The sequence below is a fragment of the Streptomyces sp. NPDC037290 genome, assembly GCF_055603245.1.
The window spans coordinates 643,688-659,625 of sequence record NZ_JBVJVZ010000005.1; the positions used below are offsets into that span (position 1 = coordinate 643,688).

Here is a 15,938-nt window from a genome sequence, read left to right on the forward strand (position 1 = left end):
CCGTGGCCGGATCGGCTGACTTCGACCTGTACCGCCCGTCCGAGGAGCACGACATGCTCCGGGACGCCGTCCGCGCCCTGGTCGAGGCGAAGATCGCGCCGTTCGCCGCGGCGGTGGACGAGGAGGCCCGCTTCCCGCAGGAGGCCCTCGACGCCCTCGTCGCAAACGACCTGCACGCGGTGCACGTCCCCGAGGAGTACGGCGGCGCCGGCGCCGACGCGCTCGCCACGGTCATCGTGATCGAGGAGGTGGCCCGCGCCTGCGTCTCCTCCTCCCTCATCCCCGCCGTGAACAAGCTCGGCTCGCTCCCGGTGATCCTCTCCGGCGGCGAGGAGCTGAAGAAGAAGTACCTGACGCCGCTCGCCAAGGGCGACGCGATGTTCTCGTACTGCCTCTCCGAGCCGGAGGCCGGCTCCGACGCGGCCGGCATGAAGACCAAGGCGGTCCGCGACGGCGACCACTGGATCCTCAACGGCGTCAAGCGCTGGATCACCAACGCGGGCGTGTCCGAGTACTACACGGTCATGGCCGTGACGGACCCCTCGAAGCGCTCGAAGGGCATCTCGGCGTTCGTCGTCGAGAAGTCGGACGAGGGCGTCTCCTTCGGTGCCCCGGAGAAGAAGCTCGGCATCAAGGGCTCCCCGACCCGCGAGGTCTACTTCGACAACGTCCGCATCCCCGCCGACCGCATGATCGGCGAGGAGGGCACCGGCTTCGCGACCGCCATGAAGACCCTGGACCACACCCGCATCACCATCGCCGCCCAGGCCCTCGGCGTCGCCCAGGGCGCCCTCGACTACGCCAAGGGCTACGTCCAGGAGCGCAAGCAGTTCGGCAAGGCGATCGCCGACTTCCAGGGCATCCAGTTCATGCTCGCCGACATGTCCATGAAGATCTCGGCGGCCCGCGCCCTCACCTACCAGGCCGCCGCCGCCTCCGAGCGCGGCGACGCCGACCTCACCTATCTGGGCGCCGCCGCCAAGTGCTTCGCCTCGGACGTGGCGATGGAGGTCACCACGGACGCCGTCCAGCTCCTCGGCGGCTACGGCTACACCCGCGACTACCCGGTGGAGCGCATGATGCGCGACGCCAAGATCACCCAGATTTATGAGGGCACGAACCAAGTTCAGCGGATCGTGATGGCGAGGAACCTGCCGTAACGGCAGGAGCCGCACGGTTTTTCGGGGAGGCGTCCTGCGGGGCGCCTTTCTGTTGTGCGGGGGTACCTGCCGACCGGTCGGTCACATGCGGGGTGGGCCGTGGGGACGTAGGACGGAAGCAGACGGGACCCGTCCCGGGTCCCCGCCTTCGAGGAGGAGCCATGACCCAGCCCGGAACGATGACCCCCATGACCCAGCAGATGCAGGACTGCGTCAATGCCTGCATGGCCGCGCACACCATGTGCGAGGAGACCATGAGCTCCTGCATGCAGATGGGCGGCCAGGCCCAGATGCAGATCATGCGCGCGCTCATGGACTGCTCGGAGACGACCCGTATGTGCGCCGACATGATGATGCGCCGCTCGCCCATGTCGGGCGAGATGTGCGCGATGTGTGCCAAGGCGTGCGACATGTGCGCCGAGGCGTGTATGGCGATGCCGGACGACCCGCAGATGATGCGCTGCGCGGAAGCGTGTCGCCGCGCGGCGGAGATGTGCCGCGCGATGGCGGGCGCCGGCATGTGAGCCGCGCCCGCTGAGGGCGTCGGGGGCCCCGTTGAGGTGCCCCCGGTGCCCTCGGACCCGTGGGCCGGTCCCGGTCAGCGCGCGCGGGTCACCAGGTGAAGCCCGGCTGGACGGCCATGCACGCGTCCTTCTTGTCGCCGGGGAGCACGGCCGCCGACGTGGGGGCCTTCGTCGGCTCCTTGGGCGCCTTGTAGCCGGTGCCGGTGCGCCAGTCGGCGCCCACGATCAGCGTGACGCCCGAGACGTCGGTCGACTTGCGCACCTGCTTCAGCGGGATGGCCAGCGCCTTGGCCACCGCCTGGGCGTCACCCTCCAGATCGGCGCTGGGATACAGGACGACGGTCTTGGCCTCCGAGGCGGCCGTCGAGTCCTTCGCGGCCTCGGTGAACCCCTTGCCCTGCAGCAGCTGGGCGATCGCACCGGCCCGTTCGAGCACCGGGGCCCGGCCGTCCGTGCCGGTGCCGTTGCGCACCTGCACCGCGATCCTGTCGTCCGGGTCCGCAGGGGTCGCCGCCTTCTGCTCCGCCTTGTGCTTCGCGCCGCGTCCGTCCAGCGGGGTGTCGTCGCGGACCATGGAGATGAGCTGGTCGGCGTCCTCGGGCGCGGGCACGAGCCGGTCGTGGTCCTGCGACCACTGCACGGTCGGCAGGGTCGTCATCGTGATGCGCTGGGTGGGGACCTGCTTGAACTCCTCGGACAGGTCGTACAGCTTCTTGATCGTCCCCAGCCCCTCGTCGACCTTGAGGGACTTCGTCGCGGTCTCCGCGAGGTCGCGCATGGCGCCGGGGTTGTCCAGCGTCGCCTTCTCGCGCATCTGGCGCACCATCGCGTTCATGTACATGTGCTGGGCGTGGGTACGGCCGAGGTCGGTGCCGTCCTCGAAGCCGTACCGGGTGCGCAGCCACTGCAGGGCCTGCTCGCCCTTGACGTACGTGGTGCCCTTCTTCAGCTTCAGACCCGAGCCGTGACCGTTGGAGGTGTGCGACCAGACGTTCTGCTTGACGCAGACCGGGACACCGCCGATGGCGTCCGCCATGTCGACCACGCCGGAGAAGTCGACCATCATGAAATGGTCGATGTGGATCTTGGTGAGGCTCTGCCAGGTGGCGACCGTGCAGCCGGGGCCACCGCGGCCCAGCGACTCGTTCGCCATGGCCAGCGAGAGCGCCGGGTACCGATGGCCGGTGTGCGGGTCGGTGCACCTGGGAATCGGGATCTCGGTGTCGCGCGGGAGGCTGACCACGGACATGTTGGTGCGGTCGGCCGACACGTGCACCAGCATCTGCACGTCCGCCAGCGGGGGGCGGCCCACGTCCCCCTTGGAACCGCCGAGTTTCAGGTCCTGCGCGGTGTTCCGGCTGTCCGAGCCGATCAGCAGGACGTTCAACGGGGTCTGCCCGGCGGCGTTCGGGGTGGCCTTCGGCACGTCGGAGTCGCCGAGGTTCAGCTTGTCCTTCTCGATGTTGGCGTTGAGGTGCTCGTAGTAGAGGTAACCCGCGCCCGCGGTACCGAATATGACGACCGCCAGGGTGATCGCCGACCAGCGCAGTACCCGGCGTCTGGGGCGCGGCGATCCGGGGGCCGGACGACGTCTGTGGCCGCCACCGCGCCCGTGGTCGTCAGGACCGTCCTCCGTCGGGCTCGGCGCACCGGCCACGCCGGCACGCCGAGCCCGTGGAACCGTCCCCTCCTGGTCCACGCTGCTGCGTGTCATCTCCTGCCCCTCCCGCCCTCGGCACGCTTACACCTCGGCGTCGTTCGCGCCCACCACCCGCGCAGGGGTACGGCGCCCTTGTCGTTGTCTGCCGGCCCGGTGCCGCGGTCTTTCGGGCACGGGCCGAAACGCGGGACGGCCCCGGCCCGGTGCCGTGGCTCCGGCCGCGTTTCTGCGCTCAGTTAGACGCAGAACCGGGTCCTGACGTCACGAGGCACAGGTGACTTCGCGGCCGTCACTCCCCAAGCCCCCAAGCCCCGAAGACCCTCGGTACGGCGGCAGAACGGCGCACGAGACCGCGGCCGTTGCGCGCCGGATCGCACACGCTGTCCGCACAGTTCAGCGCCTGGACACGGAGATGACAAACCCTCAGCTTGCGCAACCGGTCGTTTGGTCCGCTATCTGCGCAATGGGCGGCGCGGCTTGGGGCATGCTTTACCGCGCCGCCGGGTGCGACCCGCTCGGCTAGTTGCCGGAGACGGTGACCTTCTGGTCGTTGTTCAGCTCGTCCACCAGCGTCTTCACCTTCGCCTTGTCCCAGACGAGGTTGCCGCCGACGGAGCCCGAGATCGGCATGTTCAGGGACGTGCCGTCGCCGCCCTGGACGCCCGTCATCGCCCAGAACATCGAGGCCAGGTCCCACAGGGACATGTCCTTGTCGACGATCAGGGAGTCGAGGCCCGCGCCCATCACCGGGTAGAACTTGAACGGGTTCAGGATCGTCGACGGGGTGGCCACCTGGTGGGCCAGGGCCGACAGGAACTTCTGCTGGTTCTTGGTGCGCTGCAGGTCGGACGTGGCGAACGCGTGCCGGGTGCGGACGAAGGCGAGGGCCTGCTGGCCGTTCAGGGTCTGCGGGCCCGCCTTGAAGTCGGCGCCGGACCACTTGTCCTTGAAGCCCTTGTCGATGTTGATGTCGACACCGCCGACCGCGTCCACGATGTTGGCGAAGCCCTGGAAGCCGATCTCCACGTAGTGGTCGATGTGCAGCCCGGTGTTGGCCTCGATCGTGCGGACCAGCAGCGTCGGGCCGTCCTCGGCGTAGGTGGCGTTGAGCTTCTCCTGCCGGCCCTGCGCCGGGTAGACCTTCCCGGACGTCGACCCCTTGTAGGAGGGGACGGTCACGTTCGAGTCGCGCGGCAGCGAGATCAGCGTGTCGCCGTTGTCGCCGACGTGCAGGATCATCATCGAGTCCGTGCGCTTGCCCTCGGCGGCACCGGTGTGCAGCTTCTTCTCGTCCGCCTTGGTCATGCCCTCGCGGCTGTCCGAGCCGACGATCAGGTAGTTCGTGCCGGCGCCCGCCGACGGCCGGTCGATGACCGTGGCCAGGTCGACCTCGCGGCGCAGCTTGGAGTCGGCCCAGAAGTAGGTCGCGACCGAGGTGCCGACCAGCACGGTCGCCAGGGTGATCGCGGTCCACTTGATCCGGCGCCGCCAGTTCGGCGCGGGACGCGGCCCGCGGACCGGAGCGTCCGCCGGACCGCCCGGGCCGCGGCCGCCGTAGACCTGGCCGGTGTTGTAACCGCTGTCGTACTCGCCGTAGCCGGCGCCCTCGTCGTATCCCCGGCCGTCCACGTACGACGGCTGCTGCGGGACACCGCCCCCGTAGGGCGGCGCCGACGGGCCCGGGTCGCCGTACGAGCGCTGCCCGGGCGGCACCGCCGGGCCGCGCCGCACCTGACGCATCACGCGGGCGCTCTCCGGCTGCGCGCCGGCACTCCCGCGTCCGTAGCGCGGGTCGCGGTTCTCGTCGGACCATCCCTGGGGCCAGTCATTCATGCGCCCCAGTGTGCAGGGCGTCGGTGTGAGGCTTACAAGGGATGTCGGAAAATAAGAGCGCCGCTGTTGCGAAGCTGACACAAATTCCGCGAATGTCACGTCGGCATAAGGTGGAGGGCATGACAGACCAGGCCACGGACGCGAATCCGGACATCGAACCGGACATCCCCGGCAAGTCGATCTCCGCCTCGCGCACCACTCTCAGCCACATCATGACCCACAACGACACCAACCTGCTGGGGACGGTCCACGGCGGGGTGATCATGAAGCTGGTCGACGACGCGGCGGGCGCGGTGGCCGGCCGGCACTCCGGTGGTCCCGCCGTCACCGCGTCCATGGACGAGATGGCCTTCCTGGAACCGGTCCGCGTCGGCGATCTGGTCCATGTCAAGGCGCAGGTGAACTGGACCGGCCGGACCTCCATGGAGGTCGGTGTGCGCGTCCTCGCCGAGCGCTGGAACGAGTCGACCCCGCCCACCCAGGTCGGCTCCGCCTATCTGGTCTTCGCGGCCGTCGACGCCGACGGCAAGCCGCGCCGGGTGCCGCCGGTGATCCCGGAGACCGACCGGGACCGCCGCCGCTACCAGGAGGCCCAGATCCGCCGCACCCACCGCCTGGCCCGCCGCCGCGCGATCCGCGAGCTGCGCGAGAAGAGGGCCGCGGAGGGGTACGAGGACTGACCAACTCCCCGCAGCTGCCGGGGGGTTGTACGGAAGTGGCAAGTATCACTCGGGCCGTCTGTCGATGATCTGTGCGGATAGTGTGTGCGATCCGGTGGGTGGCTGTGTGCCGGTGGCCGTGTGCCCGCCCGCCGTCCGACAGACGGAGAGTGACGGGGCGCTCGGCGTGGTGGCCCCTGCGGGGGTGCTGAGGCATGGACAGGCCGGGCCATGAACGGGACGAGGGCGTCGATCCCGCGGACCAGTGGGTGCGCAACCCGCACACCGGCGAGTACGAGCTGCGGCCGGACCCGCCCGTCGAGCGGCCGGCCGTACCGGGTCCCCGCTCCGCACCGGATGCCGCCCCGGGCCGGGAGCGTCCTCGGCAGTCCACGGACCGTCCGCAGCGCAGGGCGGCCAGGAGGAAGTCCCCGGGCAAGAGGAAGTCCACCGGCAAACGGATCCTGCTGTGGACCAGCGGCACCCTGGCCTTCGTGGTCGTCGCCGGCGCCGTCGGCGGATACCTCTACCTCAAGCACCTCGACGACAACATCAGCACCACCGACACCGCCGGTGCCACCAGCGACTCCTTCAGCAAGGACAAGGCGTTCAACATCCTGGTGATCGGCACCGACAAGCGGCAGGGCAAGGGCGACTCCGGCTACGGCGACGCCGAGGACAGCCTCGGGCACGCGGACACCAACATCCTCCTGCACGTCTCCCAGGACCGGACGAACGCGACCGCGCTCAGCATCCCGCGCGACCTGATCACCGACATACCGGACTGCCCGACCAAGCAGCCCGACGGCTCGGTCAGGACCATCCCGGGCACGCCCCACACGAAGTTCAACGAGAGCCTCGGCCAGCTCGGCCGCGACCCCGGGTGCACCGTGCGCACCGTGGAGCGGATCGCCCAGGGCATGAAGGTCGACCACTTCATGATGGCCGACTTCAACGCCGTGAAGATGCTGACGACCGCCGTCCACGGGGTCGAGGTGTGCCTCGCCCACCCCGTGAAGGACAAGGAGTCGCACCTGGACCTGCCCGCGGGGCCGTCGACGGTCCAGGGCGAACAGGCCCTCGCCTTCGTCCGCACCCGGCACAGCTGGGCCCACGAGAGCGACCTGGACCGCATCCAGGCCCAGCAGCAGTTCCTCGGCTCCCTGTTCCGCAAGATGAAGTCCGACGCCACGCTCACCAGCCCGGGCACCCTGCTGGACCTGGCGGAGACGGCGACCAAGGCGCTCACCGTGGACAAGGGCATCGGGCACATCACCACGCTCAAGGACGTGGCCCTGGAGCTGAAGAAGGTGCCGCCGAAGAACATCAGCTTCCTCACCCTGCCGGTCCGGGACAACCCGGCCGACGGCCCGGTCCACAAGACGGTCCTGGTGCAGCCCGGCCCCGCCGGGCAGATCTTCTCCGCGATCGAGCACGACGCCTCCTTCACCGAGGTGAAGAAGCAGCAGAAGGCGGCCGAGGCCGCCAGGCTCAAGGGCCCGCGTTCGGCGCCCGGTGACGTCCGCGTCGACATCTACAACGCGGGCGCCCCGGTCGGCTCCGCCCAGGCGGCCCTGGCCTGGCTGCAGACCCAGAAGGGGGTGACCCGGTCCAGCCAGCTCGGCAACTCGGGCGCCCACCAGCCGAAAACCACCCTGGAGTACGCCCCCGCCCAGGCCGCCCAGGCGCGCGAGCTGGCCGACCTGATGGGGCTGGCCGCCGCCGCGCTGAAGCCGGGCAGGAGCGAGACCAACGACCAGGGGCTCCCGGCGATCGTCCTGCGCCTCGGCGCCGACTTCCAGGGCGCGGGCATCCCCCTCACCGGCCCGGCCCACCCCCCGGCCGTCCCGAAACAGACAGCCGACCAGGTCAGGTGCGCTTCCTGAGCCGGGCGGCCCCGCTGCCCCGAGGCTAGCTGCCGGAGCAGACCACCTCGTTGCCGCGCACCGCGTTCTGCTGCGGCTGCTGCGGGTCTTCGTAGCGGACCCTGCGCACGCCCTTGAAGCCGGCCCCGGCGGTCACCTTCAGCAGCGGTCCCTGCCCCGGGGCGGGGTGCAGCTCGGCGCCGGGCAGGGCGGTGGCCAGGGAGCGGGCGGAGCGGTCCCAGCGGGGGTCGTAGGAGATCACCGTGTGCGGCACATGGGCGGGGGCGTCCACCGGCTGGCGGGTGGTGGCGAAGCCGGTCGCCGCGAGCGCCGCGTCGACCCGTTTGGCGAGGCCGGCGGTGCCGGTGCCGTTCGCCACCTGGACCCGGATCTGCCGCGGGTCCACCTCCACCGGCGTGGCGGGTGCCGGGCCGTGCTCCGGGCGGTCCGCGGTGAGCGGCTTGTCGTCACGCAGGGACGCGAAGAGCTGGGCCGCCTTGGCGGGGTCCCACTTCAGGGTCGAGCCGATGCCCTTGACCGAGTAGTTCATCTGCCCGATGGGCACGGTGGTGAACTCGGAGGACGACGGGGAGAAGTTCCGCATGGCCCGGCCGAGGTCGAGCAGCTCGTCGGTGCCGAAGCCCTCGTCGGCGCGGACCGAGCCGAGCACCGCCCGGGTCACGTCCCGGAACCGCATCGGGTTCAGCAGCACCCCGGAGGAGGTGGCCTTGTCGATCAGCTCGGCCATGAACTGCTGCTGCCGCTTCATCCGGCCCAGGTCGCTCGCCCCGTCGATGTGCCGGGCCCGTACGTACTGCAGAGCCTGGCCGCCCATGAGGGTGTGCGCGCCGGGGGCGAGGTCGAGGCCGGTGTAGGCGTCCTTCAGCGGTGTCGTCGTACACACCCGCACCCCGCCGAGGACGTCCACGGTCTTCATGAAGCTGGCGAAGTCGACCTCCAGGTAGTGGTCGATCTTCACATGGGTCATGTTCTCCACCGTGCGGACGGTGAGCTGGGGGCCGCCCTCGGCGTAGGCCGCGTTGAGCCTGACCGGGTGCGGTCCGTGCTCCAGCCCGGTGGCCGGGTCGGTGTGCGCGGGCACCTCGGCGTAGGAGTCCCGCGGCAGGCTCACCACGGTGGCCCGGTCCCGGTTCTCCGAGATGTGCACGATCATCATCGTGTCGGTGCAGTGGCAGGGCGCCCCGCCCAGCCGGTACGCGCGCCGTTCCTGCTCGGTGATCCGGTCGCGGCCGTCGGTGCCGACCAGCAGGACGTTCGTGCCGTGGCCCGCCCGGGGCCGGTTCTTCATGTCCTTGAAGGCGTCGACCCGGGCGATGCCCGCGTCCAGGCTGCTGATCACCGCGTGCCCGATCCCGGCGGAGGCGAGCACCACCACGGACAGCGTGGTCACCGCCCGCATGGCCCAGCGGGGCCGCCGGGGCGGCCGGACGGACCGCACGGGCCGCTCGGGCGGCCGCGGCACACGGCGGGGCGGCTGCGGTCGGCGCTGCGGACGAGCGGGGGACCGGGGCGGGCTGGCCAACGGGGACACCTCCGGACGACGCCGTACGTGGGATCCATGAGCACCGTAGGCCGATACGATCTCCAGCCCGGTCCTACGCCCCTGCGGCGCGCACCGGTGTCCCCCGTTCGCGGTAACGTGAGGCCCCTATGAACGCCAAGCCCGACGTGCGGTTCCCCGCTGTTTCCGTGATCATGCCCGTCCTCAACGAGGAGCGGCACCTGCGCGGGGCCGTCCAAGCGATCCTCGCGCAGGAGTACGCCGGCGAGATGGAGGTCGTCATCGCCCTCGGTCCGTCCACGGACCGCACGGACGAGATCGCGGCCCAGCTCGTGGCGGAAGACGCGCGTGTGCACACCGTCCCGAACCCGACCGGCCGCACGCCGGCCGCGCTGAACGCCGCGATCAAGGCCTCCCGGCATCCGATCGTCGTCCGCGTCGACGGCCACGGCATGCTCTCGCCGGACTACATCGCCACCGCCGTGCGGCTCCTGGAGGAGACCGGCGCGCAGAACGTCGGCGGCATCATGCACGCCGAGGGCGAGAACGACTGGGAGCACGCGGTCGCCGCCGCGATGACGTCGAAGATCGGCGTCGGCAACGCCGCCTTCCACACGGGCGGCGAGGCCGGGCCCGCCGAGACCGTCTACCTCGGTGTCTTCCGCCGGGAGGCCCTGGAGCAGCAGGGCGGCTACAACGAGGAGTTCATCCGCGCCCAGGACTGGGAGCTGAACTTCCGCATCCGTGAGGCGGGCGGCCTGATCTGGTTCTCGCCCGAGCTGAAGGTGTCGTACCGGCCGCGGCCGAGTGTGCGTGCCCTCGCCAAGCAGTACAAGGACTACGGCCGCTGGCGGCACGTCGTGGCCCGCTACCACTCCGGCTCGATCAACCTGCGCTATCTGGCCCCGCCGACGGCGGTGTGCGCGATCGCGGCGGGGATCGTGGCCGGCGCGGCGCTCACCCCGTGGGCCTTCGTCGTCCCCGGCGGCTATCTGGCGGCGATCGTCGCGGGCTCGGTCCCGGCCGGCAAGGGTCTGTCCCCGAAGGCCCGGCTGCAGATCCCCGTGGCCCTGGCCACCATGCACATGTCGTGGGGCTGGGGCTTCCTGACCAGCCCGAAGGCGCTGGCCAAGCGGGTCATCGCGTCCCGGCGCCCGGCGGTCCTCAGCCCGAGCTGACCGGCTCACACCGAGAAGGCCGCCTCGCGCACGCTGATCCACGTGCCGAGGCGGCCTCTTTGTGTCGTCCCATGAGGTGGGTGCCGCCGTGGCGGCCGACTCGGACAAGTAAGTCAAGCCTTACTTTCATGGAAATCCGGCTGCATAGTGGAGGGCCGAGTCGACGGGAGGACTGCTGTTGCCGCCGTTCAACAGTGATGCCGCAGGACAGGCCGAGGTGGAGCAGGCCCACGTGGCCGCTATGTACCGGCTCCTCGACGAGCGACTGGCGGATGCACGGGCCCAGCTGGCGGATGTGCTGAGGTCGTCGGCCGACAGCCCGGGCGAGGTGTACGCGCGCGATGTCGCCGCAGAGCGTCTGGCACGTCGGATTCGCGGGCTGGAGGGGGCCGAGGAGGGGTTGGCGTTCGGCCGGGTCGATGGCGCGGACGGAACCGTCCTGCACATCGGACGGCTCGGCCTGCACGTGGGCGACCGGGACCTGCCCCTGCTCGTCGACTGGCGAGCGGACGCGGCGCGGCCCTTCTACGAGGCGACGGCCCTCCACCCCATGGGGCTGCGGCGCCGGCGTCATCTGCGGGTCGAGGGCCGTGCGGTACGTGCGGTGAGCGACGAGCTACTGGACGGATCGCCGGCCGCGGTCGGCGACGTCGTCGGCGACGGTCCGCTCACCGAAGCGCTGGAGGCGCGGCGCACCGGGCGGATGCGTGCGGCGGTGGCGACCCTGCAGGCGGAGCAGGACGCGATCGTCCGGTCCCCGCACCGGGGGGTGACGGTGGTGCAGGGCGGCCCCGGTACGGGCAAGACCGTGGTTGCGCTGCACCGGGCGGCGTACGTGCTGTACGCGTTCCCGGGAGCGGCCGCCCGCGGCGTGCTGGTGCTCGGGCCGAACGCGCGGTTCCTCGACTACGTTTCCCAGGTGCTCCCCTCGCTGGGGGAGAACGATGTGCTCCTGGCGACGTGCGCGGAGCTGGCCGGGGTGGAGCCCGCAGCCGTGGAGCCGTTCGACGTCGCGCGCCTCAAGGGGAGTTCCGCGCTGGCCGAGGCGCTCGCGGACCTGGTGCACTCCCTGCAGGCACCTGCCGGCGGCTTCGTGGTCCGGGTGGGGCAGCAGTCGGTCCGGCTGGAGCGCGGGGATGTCGCGGCGGCGCGGGAGGCCGCGGTGGCCGGCGGTCTGGCGCACAACACTGCGCGGGAGGTGTTCAAGGACCACCTGATCGGCGCGGTCACCGACGCCCTGGAGCGGGGCGCCGTCGAGACCCTCGAACAGATCGACGCCGAGATCGCCGAGAGCACGGGCATGGATCTCGATGCCGCGGCCGAGGCCGATCTGCGGGCTCTCGGCTTCGACGACGCGCCGGCCGCGGATCCGGCTGAGGTGTTCGACGCGGACACCGTCCGTGCGGACCTGACGGGCGACGCCCACATCGACCGTGCGGTGGAGTCCCTCTGGCCGCGGCTGACGCCCGGAGTGGTCGTACGGGCCCTGCTGGCGGACGCTCGCACGCTGGCGAGGCACCTGCCCTCGCTCACCGGCGACGAACGGTCCCGGCTGGTGCGTTCGCCCGACGCCCCGTGGACGGATGCCGACGTACCGCTGCTGGACGAGGCGGCGGCCCTGGTGGACGGGCCGCCGGAGCGGTCGTTCGGGCACGTCGTGGTCGACGAGGCCCAGGAACTGACCGCGATGCAGTGGCGGATGGTGATGCGCCGGTGTCCGGCCAGGTCGATGACGCTGGTGGGTGACTTCGCCCAGGCGGGCCCCGCGACGGCGGCGGGCGACTGGTCCCAGGCGCTGGGTCCGCATCTCGGCAACCGGTTCTCCCTGCACACGTTGACCGTCAGCTACCGCACCACCGAGGAAATCCTTGCGATCACCCACGGCCTGCTGGCGCGGATCGCCCCCGGTCAGACGCCGAGCCGGTCGATCCGCCACGGCGATCATCCCCGCCACCTCACCGCCTGCCCGCACTCCGTCGCCGCCACCGTGGCCGGGGAACTCCGGGCGCAGGCGGCCTCGCACCCGGACGACCTGCTCGCCGTGATCTGCGCGGACGACCGGGTCGAGGAGCTGGCGTCCGCGGATGTGGCGCGGTGGGCCCGCCTCGTGCCGGCTTCCGAAGCCCGCGGGCTGGAGTTCGACGCGATCGTCGTCGTCGCCCCGGAGGAGATCGCCGCAGCCCGTCCCGGCGGTGAGCGCGACCTGTACGTCGCCCTCACGCGCGCAACCAGGAGACTGTGCACGATCGCCGTGAACCCGGCGTCACGGCACACCTGACGCCGGAAGGGCGCGCACACGGCGAAGCCGGGCTTGTGGAGTGCACGGCTTCACCCTGGCCTAGGAGGCGCACTGCACCTTGTCCGCCGTGGACTTCTGGACGTCCGGTGCCTTCGACGGAGCGGTGAGGGAGACCCCGGCGCCCTTGAAGTCCTTGCCCAGGGTCAGCGTCATCGCGGGCAGGCCCTGGGAGTTGGTCACGCTCTTGCCGGGCTTGAGCGCGGAGCCGGACAGGCCCATGAGATGGGCCAGTTCGCGGGCCTGGGCGGCCTGGTCGGGCGCGTACTCGAGCGTGGTGTTGCTCAGCTCCGCCGGCGCGTTGCCCGCGTTCTCCGACTTCAGCACGCCCTCCTGGTTCTGCAGCCAGCCGAGGGTCTCCTGCGCGCCGCCGGAGACGGCGCCGCCGTTGAGGATCCGCACCCGTACGTCGGCCGGGGCGGACCTGCTGCCCTTCAGACGCGCGGCAGCCGCGTCCTTCGCCGCCTTCTGCTGCTTCTTCACCTCGGTGAACGAGACGTCGTTCTTGATCGCGTCGAAGACCTGGGGGGCGCTGCTCTGGTTGACGATGACCGTCTTGTGGACGACGCCGTCGGCCGGGTTGTCGAGCACGGGCACCGTCACGAACGAGATGTTCTTCGGCGGGACCTTCTTCAGCTCCAGCGCGATGTCCTTGAGTGTGCTCACGGAACCGATGCCCTGGTCCACGGTCAGCGCCTTCGTGGCGGCCTCGGCGAGATCGATCAGCTTGGTCGGGCTGGTCAGCGTGTCGCTGGAGGACATCTTCCGCATCAGCGAGCCCATGAACTGCTGCTGGACCTTGATGCGGTCCAGGTCGCCCTGGTTGCCCCAGCTGTGCCGGGTGCGGACGAAGGCCAGCGCCTGCTCGCCCTCGATCTTGTGCTCACCGGCGCCCAGCTTGAGGTGCGAGTCCGGGTCGTCCACCGCGTGCTTGAGACAGACGTCGACGCCGCCGACCGCCGAGGTCAGCGTCTTGACCGCGTTGAAGTCGACCATCATGAAATGGTCCGGCATGATCCCGGTGACCTGCTGCACGGTGCGCATGGTGCAGCCCGGGTCACGGCCGTCCTGGCCCAGGCTGGTGTTGAAGCGCACGTCGTCCGTGCCGGGGACGACCTTCTCGCTGCCGTCCGGCTGCTTCGTCGGGCAGTCCGGCACGTTCACGATCAGGTCGCGCGGAATGCTCAGCGCGGTCGCGTTCGTCCGGTCCTTGGAGACGTGCAGCAGGATGTTGGTGTCGGCGTGCCCGACGCTGCCCTTGTCGCCGTAGCCCTCGTTGCCCTTGCCGGTGCGCTTGTCGGTGCCGATGACCAGGATGTTGAAGGCGCCGTCCTTGCTGAAGCCGTTCTTGGCGGCGCTGCCGACGTCCGTCGTGGTGACGTTGCCCTCGAGGTGCTTGATGTACAGATAGCCGGCGGCGCAGAGGGCGACCAGCACGAACGCCGTGCCGCCGGCGGTCCACCCGACCACCTTCTTCGCCTTGGACTTCTTCACCGGCCGCCGGCCGCGCCGCCCCTGGGGTGTCTCCGGCTCGCCGCCCCGGCGCCGGGCCGAGCGCGGCGCCGGTACGTCACCGCCACGCACCCGGCCCGCCTCACGGGCCCCGCCCGCCGCCGAGTCGTTGCCGCGGCGGCGTGCGGCACGGGCGTTGTCCCCGGGGGACGGTCTGCGGGGGCCCGGGACCGACGACTGCGGTGCGGAAGGGCTCAGTCGCAGTTCGTATTCGCCGGTGTTCGGATTGAGCACCCACTGGTCTGCGGGGTCGATGTTCTCCGCCCGCCCACGGCCTTGCGCGTCCACGGTTGTCCGAATCCTCCGTCGGGGCCACGCGGCGCCTTCCCCCTCAAGGCGCTCGGGTCTCGGTGAAACAGTGCACGACCCCAGAACTGGACCCGGTGCACCGGATCGCTCACCCTATCCGCCCAGTTCAGCGTCGAGCCACGCCGGTGACAAATTCCACCTGACTGCAACCGGGCAATCCGCCGCATTTCCTGAACGGAGGTCCGGTGCGCCGGTGTGCGCGTCACTCACAGCTGTGTTCGGCGGCGGTGTTCCCCCGGAACGTGGGCACGGGTGACGGGTCGCCCTTGCCGTCCGCCCCCGAGGCGCCCTCAGGCGTGTCCCGGGCCACCGCCACGGGCTGATCGGCCCGCAGCCGCGCGAACAGCTTCTCGGCTTCCGGCTCCACGAGTTGGTCACGGTTGGCGTCGTAGACGTACGACTCCCTCGGTACGGTCAGGAACTGCACCCGTTCGGTGGGGATGTCGCGCAGGCCGCGAACCAACTGGTACAAGCCGCGCAGACTGGCCAGTTCCGGATCGGTGGTCAGCGAGGAGGTCGCCGCGTCCAGCACCGGATACAGCTTCACCGGGTTCAGCAGGACGTCGTTGCTCTGCACCTTGTCGACGAGCGCGCCGAGGAACCGCTGCTGGCGCTCCATCCGCTCGGTGTCGCTGCCGTCGCCGAGCGACTTGCGGGCCCGCACGTACCCGAGCGCCTGCTCCCCGTCGAGCACGACCCTGCCCGCGGGCAGCTTCAGTTTGGCCGCCTTGTCGTCGATGGGCTCCTTCAGGCAGACCTGCACCCCGTCCACGGCGTCCACCATCTCCTTGAAGCCGCTGAAGTCCACGATCATGTGGTGGTCGATCCGGATGTCCGTCAGCTTCTCGACCGTCCGGATCGTGCACGCCGAACCGCCCACCTGGAAGGCGTGGTTGAACATCGCGAACACCGGCAGGCTGCGGCTGCCGTCCTGCTGCCGGCAGCCGGGGATGCCCACCATCAGGTCCCTCGGCAGCGAGACGGCGGTGGCGCTGCGCCGGTCGGCGGCCAGGTGCAGCAGGATCGTGGTGTCGGAACGCTCGGTGCCCAGGTCCCGCCCGTACGCGGAGTTGCCGTCCCCGGCCCGCGTGTCGGATCCGATCAGCAGGATGTTCTGCGCACCCCGCACGAGCGCGGTGGGCCGCTCCCGCTCGTAACGGGCCAGCTCGCGGGCGGCCGCCTCGTCCGGGGTGATGTTCGCACTGAGCTTGGCGTAGACGGCCCAGCCGGTTCCCGCGGCGGCCGCGACGAACACGGCCAGCCCGAGCGCCGTCCCCTTCGCCCACCGCCGCCGGCGCCGTCGCCGTAGCCCGTTCCCGGTGGCCGAGGTCCCCGGGCCGGGACCGGGGGCCTTGCGGGCGGAGTCGGTCACGGGCGGGACACCCCCTCATGGCGTACGAGCGTCAGGTCCTGCTCCTAC

General features: G+C 70.9%; 11 protein-coding genes. 6 read left to right on the forward strand and 5 right to left on the reverse strand.

From position 1 onward, the window contains the following. Nucleotides 1–2 precede the first annotated feature (2 nt). Both ACZ7HQ_RS21635 and ACZ7HQ_RS21640 read left to right on the forward strand, forming a co-directional pair. A complete protein-coding gene (locus ACZ7HQ_RS21635; protein ID WP_470992113.1) occupies nucleotides 3–1,160 on the forward strand; it encodes an acyl-CoA dehydrogenase family protein in 1,158 nt (385 codons plus the stop codon). A gap of 161 nt (nucleotides 1,161–1,321) precedes the next feature. Beyond that, nucleotides 1,322–1,684, forward strand: a complete 363-nt coding sequence (locus ACZ7HQ_RS21640; RefSeq protein ID WP_470992116.1) for a four-helix bundle copper-binding protein — start codon at nucleotides 1,322–1,324, stop codon at nucleotides 1,682–1,684. Between the two features lie 88 nt (nucleotides 1,685–1,772). On the opposite strand, the gene ACZ7HQ_RS21645 is transcribed toward ACZ7HQ_RS21640, so the two are convergent. Together ACZ7HQ_RS21645 and ACZ7HQ_RS21650 are read right to left on the reverse strand one after the other, a co-directional pair. Continuing rightward, nucleotides 1,773–3,398 carry an LCP family protein gene (locus ACZ7HQ_RS21645; RefSeq protein ID WP_470992119.1) on the reverse strand — a complete coding sequence of 542 codons (1,626 nt, stop codon included), beginning with the start codon at nucleotides 3,396–3,398 and terminating at the stop codon, nucleotides 1,773–1,775. Between the two features lie 465 nt (nucleotides 3,399–3,863). Beyond that, a complete protein-coding gene (locus ACZ7HQ_RS21650; RefSeq protein WP_470992122.1) occupies nucleotides 3,864–5,177 on the reverse strand; it encodes an LCP family protein in 1,314 nt (437 codons plus the stop codon). A gap of 119 nt (nucleotides 5,178–5,296) precedes the next feature. On the opposite strand from ACZ7HQ_RS21650, the gene ACZ7HQ_RS21655 reads away from it, so the two are divergent. Together ACZ7HQ_RS21655 and ACZ7HQ_RS21660 are read left to right on the forward strand one after the other, a co-directional pair. Then, nucleotides 5,297–5,857 (forward strand): acyl-CoA thioesterase, encoded by a 561-nt coding sequence (locus ACZ7HQ_RS21655; protein WP_470992125.1) that lies wholly within the window; start codon nucleotides 5,297–5,299, stop codon nucleotides 5,855–5,857. Between the two features lie 194 nt (nucleotides 5,858–6,051). Continuing rightward, nucleotides 6,052–7,722, forward strand: a complete 1,671-nt coding sequence (locus ACZ7HQ_RS21660; protein WP_470992128.1) for an LCP family protein — start codon at nucleotides 6,052–6,054, stop codon at nucleotides 7,720–7,722. Nucleotides 7,723–7,747: 25 nt separating this feature from the next. On the opposite strand, the gene ACZ7HQ_RS21665 is transcribed toward ACZ7HQ_RS21660, so the two are convergent. Further along, nucleotides 7,748–9,244, reverse strand: a complete 1,497-nt coding sequence (locus ACZ7HQ_RS21665) for an LCP family protein (protein ID WP_470992131.1) — start codon at nucleotides 9,242–9,244, stop codon at nucleotides 7,748–7,750. A 128-nt stretch (nucleotides 9,245–9,372) separates the two neighbouring features. Between ACZ7HQ_RS21665 and ACZ7HQ_RS21670 the strand changes: the two genes are divergently transcribed. Together ACZ7HQ_RS21670 and ACZ7HQ_RS21675 are read left to right on the forward strand one after the other, a co-directional pair. Beyond that, nucleotides 9,373–10,401, forward strand: coding sequence for a glycosyltransferase family 2 protein (locus tag ACZ7HQ_RS21670; protein WP_470992134.1), 1,029 nt, complete (start codon nucleotides 9,373–9,375; stop codon nucleotides 10,399–10,401). Nucleotides 10,402–10,642: 241 nt separating this feature from the next. Beyond that, on the forward strand, nucleotides 10,643–12,679 hold the full coding sequence (locus ACZ7HQ_RS21675) for a HelD family protein (RefSeq protein ID WP_470992287.1): 2,037 nt from the start codon (nucleotides 10,643–10,645) through the stop codon (nucleotides 12,677–12,679). Between the two features lie 60 nt (nucleotides 12,680–12,739). Here ACZ7HQ_RS21675 and ACZ7HQ_RS21680 read toward each other — a convergent pair whose 3' ends face one another. Beyond that, nucleotides 12,740–14,497: an LCP family protein gene (locus ACZ7HQ_RS21680; protein WP_470992137.1), complete on the reverse strand. Its 1,758-nt coding sequence runs from the start codon at nucleotides 14,495–14,497 to the stop codon at nucleotides 12,740–12,742. Between the two features lie 223 nt (nucleotides 14,498–14,720). Then, nucleotides 14,721–15,890: an LCP family protein gene (locus ACZ7HQ_RS21685; RefSeq protein ID WP_470992140.1), complete on the reverse strand. Its 1,170-nt coding sequence runs from the start codon at nucleotides 15,888–15,890 to the stop codon at nucleotides 14,721–14,723. Between the last annotated feature and the right edge of the window lie 48 nt (nucleotides 15,891–15,938).

Excerpts from the sequence above, each read along its gene's own strand:
- ACZ7HQ_RS21675 (WP_470992287.1), top strand. The coding sequence starts at position 10,643 with ATGTACCGGCTCCTCGACGAGCGACTGGCGGATGCACGGGCCCAGCTG.
- ACZ7HQ_RS21660 (WP_470992128.1), top strand. The coding sequence starts at position 6,052 with ATGGACAGGCCGGGCCATGAACGGGACGAGGGCGTCGATCCCGCGGAC.
- ACZ7HQ_RS21650 (WP_470992122.1), bottom strand. The coding sequence starts at position 5,177 with ATGAATGACTGGCCCCAGGGATGGTCCGACGAGAACCGCGACCCGCGC.
- ACZ7HQ_RS21655 (WP_470992125.1), top strand. The coding sequence starts at position 5,297 with ATGACAGACCAGGCCACGGACGCGAATCCGGACATCGAACCGGACATC.
- ACZ7HQ_RS21645 (WP_470992119.1), bottom strand. The coding sequence starts at position 3,398 with ATGACACGCAGCAGCGTGGACCAGGAGGGGACGGTTCCACGGGCTCGG.
- ACZ7HQ_RS21670 (WP_470992134.1), top strand. The coding sequence starts at position 9,373 with ATGAACGCCAAGCCCGACGTGCGGTTCCCCGCTGTTTCCGTGATCATG.
- ACZ7HQ_RS21640 (WP_470992116.1), top strand. The coding sequence starts at position 1,322 with ATGACCCAGCCCGGAACGATGACCCCCATGACCCAGCAGATGCAGGAC.